We start from the raw sequence: 22,387 nt of genomic DNA, 5'->3' as shown, positions 1-22,387 counted from the left end.
TTACGTTCAACAGGCGTTTAATTATCCATTTTTTAATATTTTCTTGATGTCGTCCTCATTCTTGTAGGACGAATGGATCTTGATCAGGCCTTGGCTAATGGCATGTTGACAGGCAGTTCTTATGTTACCTGTTGCAAAGCTAGCAGCAGGCGCATTATCGATGGCTTTTAAGAACACCCAGTGGCTTTGCTTATCCTTCAAGCTGACTTCTCGTGCGATGTGAGTAGCAAGCAATAACAGATCGAGTAATTCCTCATCGTTAATTGCAGTGTAGGCTCGGGGTAAGAACGGATAATCGCTGATGCCCATACGAATAATACGATTGACGTTGTGCTGCTGTGCGAACTCATCCACCCAAGTCTGGAATTTTTCGAACATGACTTCGGCAGAAGCATCACGGTCAGCGTTCGGTTCTATGTAGAGTAAGTTCGCATCTGAGAAATGGTAAAGACGCGACGGTTTTTCTATTTTTTCCGCAAGGAAGTCGCCAAATGCCCGTTCTAGTTCTAGACCTGCCTTATAGCCGTTATGGACGTACATGCTTCGTAAGAATGGCAAATCGATCATAACAAAGCGTAGGCGATCATTAAGTGGTTCGTGGATCAATTCACCCATTTGCCATTGCTCGAAAGTTTCGCTCGACTTTTTCAATGAGCGAGAAAGCTTAACATTCAGCATACGCAAGTTACGTAAACGAGAGCGAGAGTGGGTGAAGAGGTCGTTACGCAGTTTTTCGATTTCACTTGCTTGGCGCTGCATAATGACACCACGGCGCATAATGAACAAAAACATGACCAAGACAGTAATAAACAATGCAAATGAGATTTTCTGGAATTTACGATGCTCTCTTTCCACTTGCTCTAAGCGTTCTGATTGACCGATGTAATGGATGGTTTGTTCGGCAAATTCTTTTTGCTGACGGAACGCATCCTCACTGATTTGGTTAAGCTGCTTTTGTTCTAGACGAACGAGGTTGGTGTATTTTTTATAAGCTTGCAGAGAAAGTTTGTATTCGCCTGCCTGCTCGTAACCCAACCCAAGTAAACGGTATGACTGCTGCTTAATGAAGTTGTTATTTTCAGGTGACTTTTCAGCAAGTGCTAACGCCAGCTTAGCATTAGTAATGACGTCTTTACTGTCATTTTGATGATAAGCCAGACCTGACTGAAGCAGGGCAGCCTTTGCTTCAAGCTTAGGAATATTGGTGTATTCTAAAAGCTCTTTAGAGCGGTCTAAGTACTGCTCTGCTAGCGCGTAGTTATAGAGTTGTAGGTAGGTAGCCGCCAAGCTTAAGCGAATTTTAATGATTCTATTGATGTTCTTACTGGTACTTTCATGGTCAAGCACGTTGAAGTAATGCACTAACGCAAGGTTAAACTTACCCTGATAAAAGTAGATGTCGCCCATTTGCTCTAGGACGTCCGCTAGGATCGGAGAGCTAGGGTAAGAGTCATAAAAATCTGCGGCTTGAGATAAGTATTCGATCGCTTTGTCGTACACTCGTCGCTCCTGGAAGAGCCTAGCCAAAAGGCGATTCACTTTTGCTAATCTTGCACCACTGTTACTTTCAATAGATTGCCAATAACCGTATAGCAGCTCTGACAAAGCCAAATTGTATTTCTTGCTATTGAGGTAAAACTCGCCGACGGCTGTGTAGTAGTCGATCAAGGCTAACTCAGAGCGGCTATCGTCAAGCATGGTCTTTGCTTCAGAGTACAAGTTTTCCGCTTTAATGATATCGCCACTATGTGAAGCGAGGAGTGCTCTTTGCATCACTAGTCGGTAGCGAACGCTGTCGGTGCGTTGTAATACGGCATCGGCTTCATCGAGCTGTTGTTCAATTTGGTTAAGCGTGTCTTCCGCTTTTGAGTAGTTTTCGTCGTACATCCAAATCATTTGGTTGCGCATCAGCTGGAGATCTAAGTCCATGTACGGCAATTGATATTCTTGCGCTAAGCGTTCCGCTTTATTTAGGTGCTCGATAGCCGAACGAACATTACCCATGGCGTAATCTGCCTGAGCGATAATCTTGTGCGCTTCGATGGTGCTGCTTGGTGTGCGAACGCTACGATCTGTTTCGTCGCGAGACATGGCTGAAGGGCTGTCACTTTCTTTGCGTTCTGTTAGCTCACGCTGTGACAAATAGTTGGTTGCCGCTTGTTTTGCTTGTGATGGTTCTATTTCCGCCAATTGTTGTGCTTCGTTGAGTAACGCGGACGATAAAATGGTTGCATGAAGTGGCTGTACAAACAGCAAGCAAAGAAAGCCAATCAACTTGAATAGACGCGAACTGTCCCAAAACATCCTTTCGTTCCCTCGAACTGTTTTTAGATATGGCGATAACGGCGAAAAGCCTCAATTAGCCTTTTAAATGCGGGTTGAAGCCATTTGATATAGTAACATGCCTGAACAATAAAAACGTCCGGCAACCCTTTAGATTGCCGAACTTATTTCTGTTGCCTATGCGCTTACTGACGAGCCATACGGTGATTGTGAGCTGGCTTATCTTGTTCCGTTGAGCGGTAAGGGTTGATATCCAAGCCACCACGACGCGTATAGCGGGCAAATACGGTCAGTTTGCTTGGTTGGCAGTATTTCATTAGATCCGTAAAAATACGCTCTACACACTGTTCGTGGAACTCATTGTGCTCGCGGAAAGACACTAAGTAACGTAACAACTTCTCACGATCTATTTTTGCGCCTTGGTAGCGAATTTCTACACTGCCCCAGTCGGGTTGGTTAGTGATTAAACAGTTTGATTTCAATAGGTGGCTATGTAGCACCTCTTCAACTTGTACTTCACCTGCTGCACCTTCAAGCAAATCGGCATCAAAATCGTAACTGGTGATGTTAATGTCTTGGTCATCAATACATTCACCGTCCATTGTTACGATAGGTTGATTGGTATAGTGGGTCACTGGATTCACCTCAACCAGCACCTTTTCACCTGCGCATTCAGACAGGTCTTGTGTTAAACGCTCAGTCACTTCTTCCCAGCTTGCAAAGCGGGTTTGGTTATAGCTGTTTAAGTACAGTTTGAAAGACTTCGATTCAATCAAGTTTGCACTGGTGGCTGGAATGTATACTTCGCCAACGGCCACTTGTGGTAAACCTTTACTATTTAACCAAGACAGTTCGTACAGCGTCCAAATGTCGTGCCCCATGAAAGGCAGAGTATCGCCTAACTGGAGGTCATCTCGGTTCAGGCTGCGAGGGACTGGTTGCAGTAAGCTTGGGTCATACTGGTTCGCATACTCGGTCGTTTTACCTAGTGTTAGGCCAGCAAGCTCTTTAGCGTCAGAATATTTGCTCATACTTTGTGGTCGTTTTCGATTAGAATGGCGAGAATTTTACTGAATCCGCTGGTCAATTGCCATCCGGCAAGTACGGCTATCTGATAAATAAGGAATGAGGAGACCTTCATGACCCAAAACGTTACTCAGGCGCTACAAGAGTTCAGCCTGTGCTACCAACAAGCTTGGCAAGCTAAGCACAATGAGTTGCCAAGCAGTGAAGAGCTTGCAGAGCTTGTTTCTCCTTGTGTCGAAGAGAAGCGTGATGGAAAGGTGCTTTGGAAAGCGGTCGCACGTGATGAAATTGCCGATTTCACCAATGTGGAAAATGCGATTGAGTTGTCACTGCAAGATGATGTTAAAGCCTTTTATGGTTCTCAATACTGCGCTGATATGGAGGCAACTTGGCAAGGTAATTCGTTGACGCTGCTGCAAGTCTGGAGCGATGACGATTTCGTGCGTCTACAAGAAAATATTCTTGGTCATTTGGTGACGCAGCGCCGCTTGAAACTTAAACCAACAGTATTTATCGCAGCGACAGATGAGGAAATGGATGTGATTTCTATTTGTAACCTCACTGGCAATGTGATTCTAGAGCGTTTGGGCACCTCTAAACGTGATGTATTGGCAGATTCATTGGTTGAGTTCTTGAATAAGTTAGAGGCTGCCGTCTAAGTATGTATGTTGTTGAGTTGCAGTTTGAGTGTTTTGATAACACCACCGTCAGCGCGGTAGACAAAGCCATTAATGGCTTGATGGATGCTCTGCGTTACAACGGCCAAGTATTAGGTCGTGAATTCCCGATAGTGATGGGAGAAGGTGAATTTTTCGTTCGTGTTGTTTGCCCAGAACAAGACAGCTTGCATCCACGTTATCACTCAGATTTCGTCAAAGTGTGCATGAACCGTTTGTCGGATGCGTCTTTGCTTGCTCCGAAAATGCGTATGCTGGGGCGTGATTTGAATTCAGAACAAGCAGCCGAAGAAGAGACACCTAGCTGGCAAGTGTTGTACACGACTTATGTTCATACGTGTTCGCCTTTGCGAAGTGGTGAAACCCTGTTGCCAATTCCTTTGTATCGTAATGAGCCAACACTTAATGGAGACCATAAAGCCGTCATTAAGTGGCAGACTGAGTGGCAAGCGTGTGATGAAATCCAAATGGCAGGGGGTTGCCGAGCGGAACATGCGGCGCTGCACGAAATTTGCGATGTGGATAGTGTGCTGTTTCGCCGAGGTTGGGACTTACGTGGCCGTATCGAATACATCACGAAGATCCCTACGTACTATTACCAGTATCGTGTCGGAGGTCAGTCGCTGGAGAGCGAGAAAGCGCGCAAGTGTCCAAAATGCGATGGCGAGTGGCTACTCGATGAGCCACTACATGACATATTTCATTTTAAGTGTGATGACTGCCGAATCGTTTCCAACATCTCTTGGGACCACCTTAAGTAGCGAATTGAAGTTACTTAAATGGGCGGATAGACAAATAGAAAGGGCTGATGTTTTCACATCAGCCCTTTTAGGTTTAGAACGTTTATGTTTAGAACGTTGTTTTCGGTCATGTTTTGAAAAGTGGGATTACCAACCTTTCACAACACCGCCTTTGAACAGCTCTTTTGCCGCTTCGTAAACTTCTTCCGTTTGGTAAGCTTTTACGAAGTTTTGTACGTTTTGCGCATTAACATTTTCTTCGCGAGCGACAATTAGGTTTACGTATGGTGAGTCTTTATCTTCAACGAACACGCCGTCACGCTCTGGCGATAGGTCGATAGAGCTTGCGTAAGTGGTGTTGATGATAGATAGCGTTACGTCATCCAGTGAACGTGGAAGCTGTGGGGCTTCTAGTTCAATGATTTCGATATTTTTAGGGTTGCCTACGATGTCACGTACTGTAGCGAGTAGACCAACGCCATCACGTAGCGTAATCAAACCTTGTTGCTCAAGAAGCAGTAGTGAGCGACCTAGGTTCGTTGGGTCGTTTGGTACTGCGATGCGTGCGCCATCTTGAATTTCATCAATTGATTTTACTTGCTTTGAGTAACCAGCAATAGGGTAAACGAATGAGTTACCCGCGATAGCCAGTTTGTAGCCGCGGTCTTTCACTTGTTGGTCTAGGTATGGTTTGTGCTGGAACGCATTCGCGTCTACTGAACCATCATCCAGAGCGGCGTTTGGTGTTACGTAATCGGTAAATGTTACTAGCTCAACGTCTAGGTTGTATTTCTCTTTTGCTACTTTAGCGGCAACTTCGGCTACTTGTGCTTCAGCACCAGCAATAACGCCAACTTTTACTTTGTTTACGTCTACTTCTTTGTCGCCGCAACCCGCTAGAGCAAGAGCAGAGGCGGCCGTTGCTACAGTCAAAAGACCTTTAAGGCTAAATTTCATCTTTATCTCCTTATAATTTGTATTTTTGATGCTTATCTGTGGTCTACACGGCGCACCACTGCGTCGCCGATAGACTGAATAATCTGTACTAGAACAATCAACATCACGACAGTCACGGCCATGATAGTTACATCGTAGCGGTGGAAACCGTAACGAATGGCTACGTCACCTAGGCCGCCGCCGCCTACCGTACCCGCCATAGCTGAGTAGCTAACGAGAGTGACCAAGGTAATCGTTACTGAGTTAACAATAGTCGGCATTGCTTCAGGTAGTAGAACTTTTGTGATGATCTGTGTTGGTGTCGCCCCCATTGACTGCGCTGCTTCCACCAAGCCTGTCGGTACTTCTAATAAAGCACCTTCAATAAGACGAGCGACAAAAGGAATGGCGCCAATAGTCAGTGGGACGATTGCTGCGGTTGTACCGATAAAGGTTCCAACTAGCATTTTTGTCACTGGAATAATCGCAACCATCAGTACGAGGAATGGTACAGAACGACCAATGTTAACGATAGCGCCTAAGCCGCTATTTAGTTTGGTGTTTTCAAGTAGGCCGCCTTTCTTAGTAATATGGAGGATTACGCCTAATGGAATACCCACAGCAAAGCCGACTAATCCGGCAACCGCAACCATGTAAAGCGTTTCCCACGTTGCACCTAAAAGTAGTTTGCTGTTTAAGCTCAGCCATTCAGAAATCGTATTAAAGGACATAACCAAGTACCTCTACTTTTACGTTGTGCTTACGCAGGTATTCAAGAGCTGCGTTGTCATCTTCTTCGTTACCAAATAGCTCTGCGACCATCATGCCGAATTTCACGCCACCAGCGTAATCAAGGTCGGAACTCAAAATACTCACATCAATATTGTATTTACGAGAAATTTGCGACATTAACGGTGCATCGACGGTTGCGCCAGTAAACTCTAAGCGAACCAACGGGTAGCTGCCATCAACACGCTCTGCTTGCAGACGAGCTTGGTAATCTTCAGGAATGGAAAGATCCAGCGTTGAGCGAATGAATTGGTGCGCTAGCTCTGTCTTAGGGTGCGCAAAAATATCGCCAACGGTGCCTTTTTCCACCAGCTCACCACCACCGATGATTGCTACTTCGTGACAGATACTTTTTACGACTTCCATTTCGTGAGTGATAAGTAAAATCGTGATGTTGAGTTTGCGGTTGATCTCTTTCAATAACTCAAGGATAGATTGAGTTGTTGCCGGGTCTAGCGCACTAGTGGCCTCATCACAAAGCAGCACGCTAGGATCGGATGCCAATGCACGAGCAATTGCCACACGCTGTTTTTGTCCGCCACTTAAGTTAGATGGGTAGCTCTCGTGTTTGTCGGCTAAGCCCACAAGCTTTAGCAACTCAGTTACTTTTGTTGTGATTTGCGATTTGTCTTTACCTGCCAGTTCTAGTGGCAGTGCTACATTATCAAACACAGTACGAGACGAAAGCAGGTTAAAGTGCTGGAAGATCATGCCAATGTTACGGCGTGTTTCGACTAGTTGTTTTTTACTGAGTTTGGTTAGATCCACACCATCAACGATGATGGAACCAGAGGTCGGTGCTTCTAGCATGTTGACACAGCGGATCAGCGTACTTTTACCAGCACCTGATGAACCGATAACACCAAAGATGGTGCCTTTGTCGATGTGTAGGTTAATGTCTTTCAGGGCAAGGATTTCCTTACTGCCTTGGTAGAACACTTTATTGATGTTTTTTATTTCTATCATGTTTCAACCTGCCCAAAGATACGGGGAACTTCGCTGTCAAAAACGGCCTTTGACAGAACTTAATGTTGAGCTTTATCTCAATTTTCAGTTGATGCTATGGGTTAAGCAGAATGAAGTCAATAGATATTTTTACGTCTAGACGTCTAAATGTATGGGTGTTCTGTTTTGAAACGAAGATGTATAGATAACAAGCAGGAGGTAGACGGCAGGGCACCCTCAGATTTACCGATTCTTGCCCAACAAATCAACCGTTTTGTCGAGGCCAAGAATGAATTAGATAGTGTTGAAGTTTATAAGGTATGTAATAATCTGATTAAACCGAGTTAATAGAGAAATACGTTTTGGCAAAACCTGCTGTTTTTATCGATCGTGATGGCGTGATAAACGTTGACCACGGCTACGTTCATGACGAACATGATTTTGAGTACATTGATGGTGTATTTGAAGCGACGAAAGCGCTAAAAGATAAAGGCTACCTTCTAGTGTTAGTGACGAATCAATCGGGCATCGCACGCGGTAAATTCAGTGAAGACCGTTTCTTGTCTCTGACTCAATGGATGGATTGGAACTTTGCTGATAAAGGTGTTGAGTTCGATGGTATCTATTACTGTCCACATCATCCAGAACATGGCATTGGCGAGTACAAGCAAGATTGTGAGTGCCGTAAGCCAAAACCAGGCATGTTCATTTCTGCGCGTGATTTCTTGAAGATCGACATGGAGAAATCTGTGATGATCGGCGATAAAGCTGAAGACATGATGGCAGCAGAAGCGGCAGGCGTTGGCACTAAGATTTTGGTTCGCACTGGTAAGCCAGTAACGGAACAGGGCGAAGCCATTGCAACGGTAGTATTAGATAGCATTGCAGATGTGCCTGCGTACTTAAACAAGTAATCTTCATTACTGACTGAGATAAGGGAAGCCACTGCTTCCCTTTTGTTTGATTCCTTCTTTTAATCTGAACACTTATGAGCAAAAAACTCACCATTCTTGATATCGCAAAATTGGCAGGCGTGGGCAAATCAACAGTAAGCCGTGTGCTTACTAACGATCCCAAGGTAAAACCGCAAACGCGTGAGAAGGTAGAGCAAATCATTCGTGAATCAGGCTACGTCCCATCAAAGTCGGCGCAGTCGATGCGTGGTGGCAGCCAAAAAGTCATTGGGGTTATCATCTCCCGTTTAGACTCACCATCAGAAAATCGCGCCGTTGGTACCATGCTCAATGCTTTGTATTCCGCTGGTTATGATGCGGTGATCATGGAAAGCCAATTCGATCGCGATAAAACCAATGAGCATTTGGATGTGCTTAAACGTCGCAACGTCGATGGGGTGATCGTGTTTGGCTTTACTGGATGTGATGAGCGAGCATTGGCGGAGTGGGGGAATCGTATCGTCGTGATCGCGATGGACACGCAAATGGTTTCCTCGATCAACTACGATAACCAAGGTGTGATAGACATGGCTTTGTCTCACCTTGAGCAGCAATCTTTATCTCGCATTGCTTATATTGGTGTTGATCCTGAAGACAAAACCACTGGCTTAGCTCGTCTAAATGCTTATAAAGCTTGGTGTCAACGCAAGCAAATTGCACCTTGTTTCCAAACGGGTAAGTTGAGCCATGAAAGTGCTTATCAGTTGGTAGACAAAGTCCTTCAATCTGATACTCAGGCCATCGTGTGCGCCAGTGACACTATCGCGTTGGGCGTGATTAAGCGTCTTCAAGAGTTAGGACGTGAAGACGTGGTTGTGACAGGTGTTGGTGGTAATGAATTGCTCTCTTTCCTTTTCCCTAAAGTATTTAGTGTCGACCCAGGTTATACCCTTGCAGGTGAGAAGTCCGCTAACATGCTGATCAATCAATTAAATGGCGATGAGGAAGTGGTTCACTTTACTCAACAGCCTATCGTTTGTTAATCCACACTAAAACGATCTGCTCTAAAATTATACTGTGATCATTCTCAATTAATGGGACTGTTCCCATTTTGTTTTTTGTCTTCGAATGGCAATATTAAAATTAAGAAATGGGAATGTTCCCATTTATAAAAACAAAATGATGAATCGAATGTATCCAATACAGGGTGGACAAAGTTATGAGTAAGATTGCGCGTCAAGATGTACAGCGTCTTATTGAGCTGGTCGGGGGATCGGACAATATTGCCAGTGTAAGCCACTGCTTAACTCGCTTGCGTTTCGTGTTGAATGACACTGACAAAGCCGATACAAAACAGTTAGATGCACTGCCTATGGTGAAGGGCTGCTTTACCAACGCAGGTCAATTTCAGGTCGTCATCGGCACTGAAGTTGATGAAGTTTACAAAGTACTGATCGAGCTAAGCGGCAAAAGTGAATCGAGCAAAGATGAATCTAAGAACGCTGCTCGTCAAAACATGAACATCGTTGAGCGTGGTATTTCCCACCTTGCTGAAATCTTTGTACCACTGCTACCTGCGATCATCACCGGTGGTCTGATTCTTGGCTTCCGTAACGTGATTGGCGACATCAAGATGTTTGATGGTCAAACGCTAACGGAAATCAGCCAGTTTTGGGCAACGGTACACTCTTTCCTATGGCTAATTGGTGAAGCAATCTTCTTCTTCCTACCAGTTGGCGTGTGTTGGTCGACAGTGAAAAAACTCGGCGGTACTCCGATTTTGGGTATCACATTGGGTGTCACGCTGGTTTCGCCACAGTTAATGAACGCCTACCTAATTGGTAAGCAAGTACCCGAAGTGTGGGATTTTGGCTTATTCGCCATCGAGAAAGTGGGCTACCAAGCGCAAGTGATTCCGGCAATGCTCGCTGGTATGGCACTGGCGTTTATTGAAACCAACTTAAAACGCATCATTCCGTCTTACCTTTACCTAGTGGTTGTGCCGTTTGTCTCTATCATTGTGTCTGTGATTCTTGCGCACTCTATCATTGGCCCATTCGGTCGTATGTTGGGTGATGGTGTTGCTTTCGCAGCAAAAGCAGCCATGACAGGTGACTTCGCAATGATTGGCTCAACCATCTTCGGCTTCCTATACGCGCCATTGGTCATTACTGGTATTCACCACACCACCAACGCGGTTGACCTTCAATTAATGCAAGAGCTAGGCGGCACGCCAATTTGGCCTCTGATTGCGCTTTCAAATATTGCTCAAGCGTCTGCGGTCGTCGGCATCATTATCATCAGTAAAAAACATGGCGAGCGTGATATCTCAGTACCTGCGGCTATCTCTGCTTACCTTGGTGTGACCGAGCCGGCGATGTACGGCATCAACTTGAAATACAAGTTCCCAATGCTGAGCGCGATGATCGGTAGTGCGTGTGCTGCTGCTATTTGTGGTAGTGCGGGCGTAATGGCGAACGGTATCGGTGTGGGCGGTTTGCCGGGCATCTTGTCTATCCAACCGCAGTTCTGGGGCATTTTTGCTTTGGCTATGTTAGTCGCAATGCTAGTACCTGCTGCATTAACGTTAATTCTTTATAAGCGTGCACAAGCCAAAGGTGAGCTTGAGCCTGCAAACGCGTAATTCTATTTGAGGCAGTGACTTGGCTGCCTCCTCCTATTTTTCTTTTCAAATTTTAAGTTTCCGATTACTGGTAAGTGAGTGTTAGAAATGGCTATGACCAAGCATGATGAGAGCTGGTGGAAAACCGCAACCATCTATCAAATTTACCCAAAAAGCTTTTGTGACAGTGGCAGTAAAGGCACGGGCGACATCAAAGGGATCATTTCTAAGCTGGATTATCTTAAACATCTTGGTGTGGATGCGATTTGGCTGACGCCGGTTTACCAATCACCAATGATCGACAACGGTTATGACATATCCGATTACTACTCGATCAACCCTGAGTTCGGCACTATGGAAGATTTCGATACTTTGCTAGCAGAAGCGCATCAGTTGGGCATTCGTATTATCATGGACATTGTAGTGAACCACACGTCGACAGAACACAAGTGGTTCCAATCCGCACTGGGTGATAAAAACAGCCCATACCGTGATTACTACATTTGGAAAGATCCGGTAGATGGTGTAGAACCAAACAACTGGCAATCTAAGTTTGGTGGTAACGCTTGGGCGCTGGATGAAAAAACAGGCCAGTACTATTTGCACCTTTTTGCTAAAGAGCAAGCGGACTTAAACTGGGAAAACCCAGTAGTGCGTGAAGAAGTGAAAGAAGTCATCAGCTTCTGGGCAGACAAAGGTGTCGATGGTTTCCGTCTCGACGTTATCAACCTGATTTCCAAGCAGCAAGATTTTCCAAGTGACGATATTGGTGATGGTCGTCGTTTCTACACGGATGGTCCACGTGTGCACGAATACCTTCAAGAGATTAGCGAATCTGTGTTTCAAAAATACGGCAGCGTGACGGTGGGTGAAATGTCTTCCACTACGCTAGAGCACTGCCAGCAATATTCTTCGCTAGACGGCAAAGAGCTATCCATGGTGTTCAACTTCCATCATCTGAAAGTCGATTATCCAAATGGTGAAAAATGGACCAAAGCGCCGTTTGATTTCATTCAGTTAAAACAGATCTTCAATCATTGGCAAACGGGCTTAAATGGCAAAGGGTGGGGGGCGCTGTTCTGGTGTAACCACGACCAGCCACGCGTTGTGAGCCGATTAGGTAACGACGAGCAATACCGTGTTGAATCTGCCAAGATGCTTGCGGCATCAGTGCACATGATGCAAGGCACACCTTATGTTTACCAGGGGGAAGAGATCGGCATGACCAACCCGGGTTATACCGAAATCAGCCAATATCGTGATGTTGAAAGTACTAACATGTACGACATCATGGTCAACCGTGATGGTGTATCTCATGACGATATGATGGCGATCTTGGCACAGAAGTCGCGTGATAATTCACGTACACCAATGCAATGGAACAGTGCAAAACACGCGGGCTTTACTGAGGGAACGCCGTGGCTTGAAGTGGCGCAGAATTACTCTGAAATCAATGCTGAAGCTGCGGTTGCCGATTTGAACTCGGTGTTCTACTTTTACAAGCGTCTGATTGAACTGCGTAAACAGGTTCCAGTCATCACCGATGGCCGTTATGAAGATTTACTGCCAGAGCACAAACGTATTTTCGCTTACGCTCGTCAGAACGATAAGCAAACGCTGCTGTGTATCAATAACTACTATGCTGAAGAGGTGGAATGCGTTCTGCCAGAACGTTTTGATATGAGTAAAGCGAAAAACTTGCTATCTAACTATCAAAACTCAGCGAGCGCAGTCGCGTCAAACCATCAAGTGTTACGACCTTACGAAACTCGTATTTTATTGATAGAAGAATAAACTCGGGTGTCATCACCCCTAAGATTGATGTTCGAGATGAAGGCTTTGGTGTGCTCCCCAAAGCCTTCTTTTATTGAGATATCTATAAAAAATGCAAGCTTATTTTGTTTCAATCGCTGTTAGCTGCACTTTCTCTTCGTTGATTTGTACTTGTTGTACTTTCAGCAGTTCAATTTGTTCTATCAGACCTAAGCTCGGATTAAACCAACGTTCTGCCGAAGTGGCGAACTCCATTGAGTCCATATCATCACAGTTTAGGTTGTAGATGTTCTCTTCCATCAGGTATGCCGCTTCAATTTTCTTGCCTGAGATCGAGAACGCTTTACGCACGCCAGTTTCTCGGATTTGCTGTTGCCAAACCACTTGGCAAGATGCTGTCATAGGAAGGTTTTGTACCCACTCATGCTCTTCAAAACGGTCTAGTAGGTTGTGAACTGAGTAGCCTGTAAGAGTGGTTTGCAGAGACATAGTTTCTTCACCGATGTCAATATTCGGGCTTTTCTCTTTTACGTCGTCACCGTTTAGGCGGAAAATCGGACCGCTGTGCATAAGCATGGCAATAAACTGATGACCAATGAAATAAGCGTCAGTGATTTCATGGAGTGCACCATCTGATCCTGCAAAGTAAAGCGTATTGCTCTCTTCGTCGTCGTTGTACTGCTCGTCTGAATAGTAGAACTGTTCGGCGCCGTAGTTCATCAAGTCATTAACCAACTGGACCATTGCCTCGCTGTTTGGGATTTGTGCCAATGCTGCCAATATTTGCTCGCTATCCATCGCTTGGAAGCTCAGTTTCATGTCGCCCTCTGGTTGGCCATCCAAGCTAAACGAATAGCTCAATTGTGTGTTTGGTACAGGAGCGAAAATGGAGTTGTGAATCGAGACGTCGAAACTTTCTTGAGGCACTTTGTTTGGATTCGCACTGCCAGAAGACGAACCTCCGCCACAGCCGTAAAGAGCCAGAGTTGCTGCTGCGATAAGCGTCATTTTGTTTAGCATGGTTTACATTCCTGATTGATAAGGCCGCTTCATGTTGGGCCGTTGCTTGAATGCGAGCATGCTAAGTTCAGCGAGAGAAAAAGGGCAAAAAACAAAAGATAACAGGGGTTAATGAAAGCTTAATTTTATATTTAGGTCTTTGTTTTATTTGGATTTATTTCGTTGGCTACATTAGTGCAATACTCGTTAATGAGCGCTTTCCATCGGCTTATGATTTCTTGATCGGTCACACTAACATGCAACGTTTTCCACGGTTGGAGGCAAGTCTCTTTTGATTCAGATTGAGAAAGACGCTCAAACAAGGTTTCGGAAGGTAAAACGCGCAGCAGCGCCACCAGTGATTCCATGTAGTTGAGACGGAACTGTTCAAGTTTGTTCTGCTTGTAAGCAATGTGAGACACAAAGGTATAAATCAGTGCGTTTTGGATACGTGAGTCGCCATCTGGTGTCGTTAACAGGGCTTTTGCCCTGTCTAAGTTACCTAATTTGAAATGCAATAGACCTAACCAGAGGCTCAGCTCATCTGGCAAAACATCAAACGACGATTGTACTTGAGTTAAATACGCTTCCAGCTTTTGATGTTCGTGCTCGTATAAGGCGAGATGTCTTGCCGTTGTTATAGCCGCAAACTCATCAGATTGTCGGAGAGGTTGGCTAGAAAAGGCATTCTCGAATAACATTTTTTTGTGAAGATCCGAAAGCTGCCACGTACTTGCCGAAGGTGCAGGCAGATTGAAGTATTGCGCGACATCCGAGTGCATTTGGAAAATATCCGATTGTAGGTCAGATAAACGCAGTGTGTACTCATTGCGAAACGCCAGCTTGCCCGTCGCAGGATAAATAAGGTTCATCTGCGCTTTCAAGATGCCTTGCTCTGCGCCGTCTTTTAACTCGATATTGAGCTCGTAGTCGCTGGTCTGCATGTTTCGTGCGCCAGGGAAATATGGCGTATGACCGATAGGATCAAGAAAGTAACTGGGAGCATCTTGGTTGGCGATGTCGGTGTATGGATATTCGACCTGTTGTTGCAGCAAGATGGCTTTGACCAGTATGCGGTATTTTCGCGCCTGAGAGCCGATTGAATCGACACGGTTGAGTAGTAGCTCGACTTTGGGAATCAGTAGTTGATGACGTGTTTGTTGTGTTGAGATTTCTTGGCGTTGCCATAACAAGCTTGCGAGTGTCATGCTACATACCGCAAGTATGGCACATAAGCTGTAAGCAAAAATCAGCTTGAAGTTCTTATTACTCGCCACCTGGGTTGAGATAACGCGCCGATGGTTTTTCGCTGGTGGCACTAAACGAATATTGGCAGGGTTAAGAAAGTAGCCTTTGCGGGGGTAAGTGACCAAGAGCTTAGCGGCATCGTATTCGGGTAAGTACTGCTGTAGCAGGGCACGTAAGGTGCTAATGCGGTTCGTGAGCACATTCTTAGAGATGAACTTGCTCTGCCAAATGGTTTCAATAATGGTGTCAGCAGAGAGTGGGTGGCCAACGCTTGTTAACAGCAGTTCTAATAATTCAATGGTGCGAGGTTCAAGATCAATCGCGATAGCATCTTGATGAAGGGTCTGTGTCTTCGGGTTATAGATCAGCTCTCCAATCGCAATACAACTGTGAGTCTGTTTAGCTTGTTGCAGAAAGTCGCGCATACCGTACCGATCTATTTGGAAATCGCGAAGTATTATATAGCGATTGGAGCGCGAAATCTTATAAATCGCGCTTCAATCATTATCAAAAATTTATGAACCGTAGGTCACGGAATAGCGGTGCGGTTTGTGGTTCATCGCTAACACGAGATTGAGTGCAAACGCCCCCAAAATTGAAAGGCCAATCACTTCTGGTGTGACAAAGAAGAATGAAGCAAACAGGATACATGCATCGATTGCCATTTGGCTTTTGCCAACTGAAATGCCAAATTTGTCTTGGATAAACAAACACAGCACGTTAAAGCCACCCAAGCTGGAGCGATGTCGGAATAGGATCAGCATACCAAGCCCCATTAAAAGTCCGCCTGCGACGGCGCAATAAACTTCATTTACCGATTCGAGCGAGATTAGCAAATAAAGATGATCGGCAAAGATAGAAACCAACGCGCCAGAAATGGCACTATTAATGGCGAAATGACGGCCGAAGCGTTTCCATGCTAGTAAGTAAAAAGGACTGTTTGCTAAAAAGTACAGCACACCAAAGGTAAAAGGTGTAAATTGGCTAATAAGCAGAGCCAATCCAGTCGTGCCTCCCGTTAGAAGGTTCGCGGATTGGAGAAAGAAAACGCCTTGAGCTACTAAAAAGGTACCCGTGAGAATCGCTATCCAGTCTTCTTTTAATGAGTGTTTTTCCATCAATGTTGCAGTCATTAGTGATAAATAAGGCGTGCATAGTAGTAAAAAGATGATCTTTTCGGTAGCTAGAGGGTAAAATTTACGGTAAACCTATGTAATTGCTGTTTTACAGGGTGTAAAGCACAAATTTGACAGGCAATAGATTGTCGTTATGCGATTGCAATGCTGGCATGGTAAACATTGCTTGTCATCATGAAAAAACTGCATGAGAAAAATTGTAAATTTCTCTTTATGACCTAAATCAAATTATGTAGAATGCGCGCCATTAGGGTGACGAAAACGTTTGCGTTGGGTCATTCAACAGTTTTTTTGCAACTTTCAGTACTAATCTGAGTCAGGAGATACAGATGCTTAAGCGTGATATGAACATCGCAGATTACGATGCGGAACTGTTCGCAGCTATCCAGGAAGAAACCCTTCGCCAGGAAGAACACATTGAACTTATCGCTTCTGAAAACTACACAAGCCCACGTGTAATGGAAGCGCAAGGTTCTCAGCTAACGAACAAATACGCTGAAGGCTACCCAGGTAAGCGTTACTACGGCGGTTGTGAGTACGTAGATAAAGCTGAAGCACTAGCAATTGAGCGTGCATGCCAACTATTTGGTTGTGAGTACGCTAACGTACAGCCTCACTCAGGTTCTCAAGCAAACAGCGCAGTTTACATGGCGCTTCTTAACCCAGGCGATACAGTTTTAGGCATGAGCCTAGCGCACGGTGGTCACCTAACTCACGGTTCACCAGTAAACTTCTCTGGTAAGCACTACAACGTTATCCCTTACGGTATCGATGAAGCTGGTCAAATCAACTACGACGAGATGGAACAGCTAGCACTTGAACACAAACCTAAGATGATCATCGGTGGTTTCTCTGCTTACTCGCAAATCGTTGATTGGAAACGCATGCGTGAAATCGCTGACAAAGCAGGTGCTTACTTATTTGTTGATATGGCGCACGTAGCTGGTCTTATCGCTGCCGGTGAATACCCAACACCAGTACCGCATGCTCACGTGGTAACAACAACGACGCACAAAACACTAGCAGGTCCTCGCGGTGGTCTTATCTTGTCAAATGCTGGCGAAGATATGTACAAGAAACTGAACTCAGCAGTGTTCCCTGGTGGTCAAGGTGGTCCTCTAATGCACGTTATCGCTGGTAAAGCAGTAGCGTTCAAAGAAGCGATGGAGCCAGAGTTCAAAGCTTATCAAGCTCGCGTAGTGAAAAACGCAAAAGCAATGGTTGGTCAGTTCCAAGAGCGTGGCTACAAAATCGTATCTAACGGTACAGAAAACCACTTGTTCCTTGTTGACCTAATCGACAAAGATATCACTGGTAAAGACGCAGACGCGGCACTAGGTGCAGCAAACATCACTGTAAACAAGAACTCAGTACCAAATGACCCACGCAGCCCATTCGTAACGTCTGGTATTCGTGTAGGTACGCCAGCGATCACTCGCCGTGGCTTCACTGAAGAAGATGCAAAAGAGCTAGCAAACTGGATGTGTGACGTTCTAGATAACATCGGCAACGAAGAAGTTATCGAAGCGACTAAACAGAAAGTGCTAGAAATTTGTAAGCGTCTACCAGTTTACGCATAACTGCTTTTCATCGAGTGAGTCGATTTCGGTGTCGAACATACTCATTTGCTCGCGCAAACTCCGTGTGTTCTCCTAGAACTCGACTCATCTATTTTGAACATTGATATACTAAAGGTCCTCAATTGAGGGCCTTTTTGTTTGTCTGGCGTTTGGAATGAGATATAGCGAAGAGTGTGTGATAAGGAGATGGCTACCAACACTGTCCCTTTCAATATATCCAAACCGCGTCATTCCGACGAGCCTAGGCGAGAGCAGGAATCTTGTTGAGGCACACTCTTTTACTCAGCGTTTCCCTAAAAATCATCAGTATTCTGAAAACAGATTCTGAATCACGCTCGTTCCTCGCTGTTCAGAATGACGGAGGTAGAATGGCTTTTTATCATCATTTGACAGATACAAAAAAGGTTGGCACTGAGCCAACCTTTCTTTTGAAAACAAACGAGAGCTTACTTAATCTCGATACCTTGAGCCTGCATATCGGCATGGTAAGAAGAGCGAACAAATGGACCACACGCTGCATGCGTGAAGCCAAGTTCTAGTGCAACTTCTTTTAGCTCGTCAAACTCTGATGGTGGAACGTAACGTTCTACTGGCAAGTGGTGACGGCTTGGCGCTAAATACTGGCCTAGAGTCAGCATCGTTACGCCGTGTGCGCGTAGATCTTTCAGTACTTCGATGATTTCTTCTTTGGTTTCACCAAGACCCATCATCAAACCAGACTTGGTCGGTACATCTGGATGCTGCTCTTTGAACTTCTTAAGGAGCTCAAGTGACCATTTGTAGTTCGCACCTGGGCGAGCTTTACGGTAAAGACGTGGCGCGGTTTCTAAGTTGTGGTTGAAGACATCTGGCGGATTGTCTTTCATTAGATCAAGCGCTACATCCATGCGACCACGGAAGTCAGGAACCAGTGTTTCAATCTTAATATGCGGGTTTAACGCACGGATCTCGCGGTTACAATCGGCAAAGTGTTGTGCACCGCCGTCACGCAGATCGTCACGGTCAACAGAAGTGATTACTACGTATTTCAGCTTCATATCGGCAATGGTTTTCGCCAGTTTTTGAGGCTCTTCTGCTTCCGGTGGTAATGGGCGGCCATGAGCAACGTCACAGAAAGGACAACGACGAGTACAAATAGCACCTAAGATCATGAAGGTTGCTGTACCGTGGTTAAAACATTCCGCTAGGTTCGGGCAAGATGCTTCTTCACATACGGAGTGAAGTTTATTCTTACGCATCGCCGCTTTGATGTCTTGAATTCGTTGGCTGTCGGCTGGTAGCTTGATCTTCATCCAATCAGGCTTACGTAGCACTTCTTTCTGCTCTGTAGGCATGTTCTTTACGGGAATCAATGCCATTTTATCGGCGTCACGATATTTAACGCCTTTTTCCATCTGGATTGGTTTGCTCATGCTTTATTACCTTGAGAAGGTGCTTCTGTGCTGAATTCTACTTGCTCATAATCGAGCAAAGTAACGAGTTCTTCTATTAATTGTTTTTCTACGGCTTCTACATTGTCTGGGCCGCCAAATTGGCTGACCTGAACCATTTCCATACCTTCATAACCACAAGGGTTAATACGCAGAAACGGTGTTAAATCCATATTTACGTTCAAGGCTAAACCATGAAACGAGCACCCTTTACGAATGCGTAAACCGAGAGAGCATATTTTCTTACCGGCAACGTAGACACCTGGTGCGTCAGGTCGCGCGGCTGAGTCAATATTGTATGCTTTTAGCGTGTTGATCACGAGGTTCTCGATTGTGGTAACGAGATCTCGTACACCTAATTTTTTGCGGCGTAGGTTGATCAAGAAGTAGGCGACCAACTGACCAGGGCCATGATACGTAACCTGGCCTCCGCGATCACTTTGTACAACAGGAATATCGCCAGTGTTAATCAAGTGCTCAGCTTTACCTGCCTGTCCTTGCGTAAATACTGGGTTATGTTCTACCAACCAGACTTCATCACGGGTTTCTTCTGTGCGTTGGTCGGTGAACTCATGCATCGCCTTCCATACAGGCTCATAGTCTTGGCGGCCAAGTCGTTTTACAACAAGTTGGTGTTGCATGGGAATTCCTGTTGCTAATATATAAAGTTTTTGGATTATAAACCGGATAACCCTGATGCTCTACCGCTGCGTAACAGATTTTTAACTGAAAGCGATGTAAAGTCTCGTTATCTCTTTGATAAATAAAAAGAAAGCAGCCAAGGCTGCTTTCAAAAAAAATTTAATATATCAAAAAATTATAGAACCATGCGTACGATGTCAATTTCACCTAACTCTTTGTACAGTGTCTCAACCTGCTCGATAGAGGTTGCAGTAATGTTGATTGACACAGAGTGGTAGTTGCCCTTAGCACTTGGTTTAACGGTCGGGCTGTAGTCACCTGGAGCATGGCGCTGAATAACTTCAAGAACAAGCTCTGGAAGTTCAGGCTTTGCATGACCCATTACCTTGTAAGTAAATGAACAAGGGAACTCAAGCAGGTCTTTTAATTTTGCATCAGAGTTGATGGTTAGCATATCGATAACTCCAGTAGATATTCGTTGCGGTGCGAAATAGTACAGTCAAATTAGGGGGAACTCAAGACGAGGAGCTCAAACTTAAAAAGCCGCCCATTCAGGCGGCTTTGCGAATAAGTTTGCTACTCTAACGTTCTTTTTAGAAGAAGCTCTTGAATAACAATACGATGTAATCCCACATGCGGCTAAATAGACTACCTTGCTCTACGGTTTCTAGTGCCATTAGTGGGTACTCGGCAATATCTTCACCATCGATCTGATAGTATAGCTTACCAACTACATCACCTTTATTAATTGGGGCTTCTAGCTCTTTTTCAAGGACGAAGCTTGCTTTTAGGTTTTTCGCTTCACCACGCGGTAGTGTTACGTAAGTATCTTGGTCAAGACCCAGTGCTACGGTGTCTTTGTTACCCATCCACACTTTTTCTTCTACGAACGTTTCACCTGCTTTGTGCGGTGCCACTGTTTCGAAGAAACGGAAGCCGTAGCTTAGCAGCTTTTTGCTTTCTGACTTACGAGCATTGGCATCTTTAGTACCCATAACGACCGCAACCAAGCGCATTTGACCTTCAGTTGCTGAACTTACTAGGCTGTAACCCGCATTACTTGTGTGACCCGTTTTGATGCCGTCAACGTTCATGCTCTTATCCCAAAGTAGACCGTTACGGTTGTATTGGGTGATGCCGTTGTAAGTAAATTTCTTCTCTGAGTACACTCGGTACTCATTTGGTACGTCACGGATAAGTGCTTTACCTAGCAGTGCCATGTCGTATGGTGTTGAGTACAATTCTGCGTTATCTAAGCCATGAACGTTGGCAAAGTGCGAGTTAGTCATACCCAATGTGTTGGCCCAAGCGTTCATTAGGTCAACAAATGCATCTTCTGAACCTGCAATATGTTCTGCCATCGCAACACAGGCATCGTTACCTGACTGGACGATGATACCTCGGTTCAGGTCACGTACTTTAACTGTTGTGCCTACTTCAATGAACATCTTTGATGAATCAGGGAAGTTTTTCGCCCACGCATTTTTACTGATGGTGACATCATCATCTTCTGAGATATTACCACGCGCTAGCTCTTGGCCGATTACATAGCTGGTCATCATCTTAGTCAGACTAGCTGGAGACAATTTTGTGTTCATCTCTTTCTCTGCCAGTACTTTACCTGAATGGTAATCCATCAGCACGTAGCCCTTCGCCGCGATTTGAGGGGCATCTGGAACAACGATAGGTGATGCAAGAGCAGATTGAGCGAAAGTTGCAGAAAGGGCAACCGAAGAAACGAGAATAGATTTCACAAACTTATTTTTATTCATGGTAATTCAAATTTTTGGGTTAACTGCAGACATCTTATCAGAATCCCTAGTTATGTAAGAGGGGGATCAAAGAGAAATTCATGACACGAGGTCATTTGGCAGTGTTGTGTTTTTTAATAAATGCAGACGAATAGCCGAGCAACTTTACTTTATCTAATGTGGCTTGCGTCAGGGAATAGTCAGTAAATGGCCCTAACAACAAGCGATAAGACTCTTTCGCACTCTCTAGGAAAGTTTCTGTATCCAATTTTTGACCAAGCTCGGTACCTAAAGTTCGCGCGCGTTCTTCATTTTTTGATGATGCCACTTGAATAACGTACCTAGGGTGCGCTTCTAATGACTTTTTGTCCGTGGGCTGATTGATACTGATCACTTCAATTTCCACGTTCGCGGTGCCTGTTTTTATGACATCTAACTTGTGCGCGGCGGCATAGCTTAAATCAATGATACGGCCATCGTGAAAAGGACCTCGGTCATTAACTCGTACTATGGTGGTTTTGCCGTTGTCAGTATTGGTAACTTTTACGTAACTTGGTAACGGTAGCGTTTTATGCGCTGCCGTCATTGAGTACATGTCATAGATTTCGCCATTAGAAGTCAAATGACCTTGGAATTTTTTCCCATACCAAGATGCGCGGCCTTTTTCTTTAAAGCCTTTCGCATTGCGAACTATTTTGTAGTCTTTGCCTCGCAAGTGGTAATCTTTGTTCCCACCTAGGCTGTACGGTTCATATTTAGGATGCGCATCCTCGATGTGTTCGACTGAAAGCGGTGTATCCGGTGCAACATCGGATTCGAGTTCGTAACGGCCTTCTTGTTCTTTTTGGCTAGTTGATGAACAGCCTGCCAAAATAAGAGCAGAGAAAACCAAGGAATATAAAGCGCGTTTTTGCAT

Annotated in this window: 20 protein-coding genes; 7 read left to right on the top strand and 13 right to left on the bottom strand. The window is 45.0% G+C overall.

The genetic code is table 11. From position 1 onward, the window contains the following. Window positions 1–21: 21 nt before the first annotated feature. Window positions 22–2,304 carry a tetratricopeptide repeat protein gene (locus R7R24_RS16115; RefSeq protein WP_017635678.1) on the bottom strand — a complete coding sequence of 761 codons (2,283 nt, stop codon included), beginning with the start codon at window positions 2,302–2,304 and terminating at the stop codon, window positions 22–24. Window positions 2,305–2,468: 164 nt separating this feature from the next. Further along, entirely contained in the window at window positions 2,469–3,314 is an 846-nt protein-coding gene (gene queF / locus R7R24_RS16110; protein WP_005383608.1) for an NADPH-dependent 7-cyano-7-deazaguanine reductase QueF, read from the bottom strand. A gap of 108 nt (window positions 3,315–3,422) precedes the next feature. On the opposite strand from queF, the gene syd reads away from it, so the two are divergent. Next, window positions 3,423–3,968 (top strand): SecY-interacting protein, encoded by a 546-nt coding sequence (gene syd / locus R7R24_RS16105; protein WP_042521219.1) that lies wholly within the window; start codon window positions 3,423–3,425, stop codon window positions 3,966–3,968. Between the two features lie 2 nt (window positions 3,969–3,970). Further along, window positions 3,971–4,747 carry a Zn-ribbon-containing protein gene (locus R7R24_RS16100; protein ID WP_005383605.1) on the top strand — a complete coding sequence of 259 codons (777 nt, stop codon included), beginning with the start codon at window positions 3,971–3,973 and terminating at the stop codon, window positions 4,745–4,747. 126 nt (window positions 4,748–4,873) lie between these two features. On the opposite strand, the gene R7R24_RS16095 is transcribed toward R7R24_RS16100, so the two are convergent. The 3 genes from R7R24_RS16095 to metN are packed head-to-tail and all read right to left on the bottom strand — an operon-like array spanning window position 4,874 to window position 7,417. Continuing rightward, window positions 4,874–5,683, bottom strand: coding sequence for a MetQ/NlpA family lipoprotein (locus R7R24_RS16095; protein WP_005381966.1), 810 nt, complete (start codon window positions 5,681–5,683; stop codon window positions 4,874–4,876). 32 nt (window positions 5,684–5,715) lie between these two features. Next, window positions 5,716–6,393: a methionine ABC transporter permease gene (locus R7R24_RS16090; RefSeq protein WP_005383604.1), complete on the bottom strand. Its 678-nt coding sequence runs from the start codon at window positions 6,391–6,393 to the stop codon at window positions 5,716–5,718. Further along, entirely contained in the window at window positions 6,383–7,417 is a 1,035-nt protein-coding gene (gene metN / locus R7R24_RS16085; RefSeq protein WP_191116344.1) for a methionine ABC transporter ATP-binding protein MetN, read from the bottom strand. The genes R7R24_RS16090 and metN overlap by 11 nt, the downstream gene beginning before the upstream one ends. A gap of 341 nt (window positions 7,418–7,758) precedes the next feature. Here metN and gmhB point away from each other — a divergent pair, with 341 nt between their 5' ends. The 4 genes from gmhB (at window position 7,759) to treC (ending at window position 12,706) form a co-directional block, all read left to right on the top strand. Continuing rightward, a complete protein-coding gene (gmhB, locus tag R7R24_RS16080) occupies window positions 7,759–8,310 on the top strand; it encodes a D-glycero-beta-D-manno-heptose 1,7-bisphosphate 7-phosphatase (protein WP_054729997.1) in 552 nt (183 codons plus the stop codon). Window positions 8,311–8,384: 74 nt separating this feature from the next. Then, on the top strand, window positions 8,385–9,332 hold the full coding sequence (treR, locus tag R7R24_RS16075; RefSeq protein WP_005381960.1) for a trehalose operon repressor TreR: 948 nt from the start codon (window positions 8,385–8,387) through the stop codon (window positions 9,330–9,332). 176 nt (window positions 9,333–9,508) lie between these two features. After that, complete coding sequence (gene treB / locus R7R24_RS16070; protein ID WP_054729996.1) at window positions 9,509–10,933, top strand: PTS trehalose transporter subunit IIBC; 1,425 nt, start codon at window positions 9,509–9,511, stop codon at window positions 10,931–10,933. Between the two features lie 87 nt (window positions 10,934–11,020). Further along, window positions 11,021–12,706, top strand: a complete 1,686-nt coding sequence (gene treC / locus R7R24_RS16065; protein ID WP_191116343.1) for an alpha,alpha-phosphotrehalase — start codon at window positions 11,021–11,023, stop codon at window positions 12,704–12,706. A gap of 99 nt (window positions 12,707–12,805) precedes the next feature. Here the strand turns inward: treC and R7R24_RS16060 are convergent, their stop codons facing one another. The 3 genes from R7R24_RS16060 to R7R24_RS16050 all read right to left on the bottom strand — a co-directional run bounded on the left by R7R24_RS16060 (window position 12,806) and on the right by R7R24_RS16050 (window position 16,050). Then, complete coding sequence (locus tag R7R24_RS16060; RefSeq protein ID WP_132937043.1) at window positions 12,806–13,705, bottom strand: hypothetical protein; 900 nt, start codon at window positions 13,703–13,705, stop codon at window positions 12,806–12,808. A 131-nt stretch (window positions 13,706–13,836) separates the two neighbouring features. Beyond that, window positions 13,837–15,357: a transcriptional regulator gene (locus R7R24_RS16055; protein WP_191116342.1), complete on the bottom strand. Its 1,521-nt coding sequence runs from the start codon at window positions 15,355–15,357 to the stop codon at window positions 13,837–13,839. A gap of 90 nt (window positions 15,358–15,447) precedes the next feature. After that, a complete protein-coding gene (locus tag R7R24_RS16050; protein ID WP_017635671.1) occupies window positions 15,448–16,050 on the bottom strand; it encodes a YitT family protein in 603 nt (200 codons plus the stop codon). Window positions 16,051–16,397: 347 nt separating this feature from the next. On the opposite strand from R7R24_RS16050, the gene glyA reads away from it, so the two are divergent. Continuing rightward, the gene (gene glyA, locus R7R24_RS16045; RefSeq protein WP_005381985.1) at window positions 16,398–17,648 is read left to right on the top strand and encodes a serine hydroxymethyltransferase; all 1,251 of its coding nucleotides are present in this window, start codon (window positions 16,398–16,400) and stop codon (window positions 17,646–17,648) included. Between the two features lie 446 nt (window positions 17,649–18,094). Here the strand turns inward: glyA and lipA are convergent, their stop codons facing one another. The 5 genes from lipA to R7R24_RS16020 all read right to left on the bottom strand — a co-directional run bounded on the left by lipA (window position 18,095) and on the right by R7R24_RS16020 (window position 22,387). Further along, a complete protein-coding gene (lipA, locus tag R7R24_RS16040; protein ID WP_005391329.1) occupies window positions 18,095–19,060 on the bottom strand; it encodes a lipoyl synthase in 966 nt (321 codons plus the stop codon). Beyond that, window positions 19,057–19,719 (bottom strand): lipoyl(octanoyl) transferase LipB, encoded by a 663-nt coding sequence (gene lipB / locus R7R24_RS16035; protein ID WP_005384137.1) that lies wholly within the window; start codon window positions 19,717–19,719, stop codon window positions 19,057–19,059. Before lipB ends, lipA begins: the two co-directional genes overlap by 4 nt. Window positions 19,720–19,895: 176 nt before the next feature. After that, a complete protein-coding gene (gene ybeD, locus R7R24_RS16030) occupies window positions 19,896–20,174 on the bottom strand; it encodes a DUF493 family protein YbeD (protein WP_005384135.1) in 279 nt (92 codons plus the stop codon). Between the two features lie 139 nt (window positions 20,175–20,313). Beyond that, window positions 20,314–21,492, bottom strand: a complete 1,179-nt coding sequence (locus R7R24_RS16025; RefSeq protein WP_005384132.1) for a serine hydrolase — start codon at window positions 21,490–21,492, stop codon at window positions 20,314–20,316. A gap of 91 nt (window positions 21,493–21,583) precedes the next feature. Further along, window positions 21,584–22,387 (bottom strand): septal ring lytic transglycosylase RlpA family protein, encoded by an 804-nt coding sequence (locus tag R7R24_RS16020; protein WP_017635670.1) that lies wholly within the window; start codon window positions 22,385–22,387, stop codon window positions 21,584–21,586.

The organism is Vibrio sp. 704, assembly GCF_033339295.1.
Note: the sequence above shows the minus strand (reverse complement) of the source record. Positions and strands in the feature narration are given on the sequence as shown.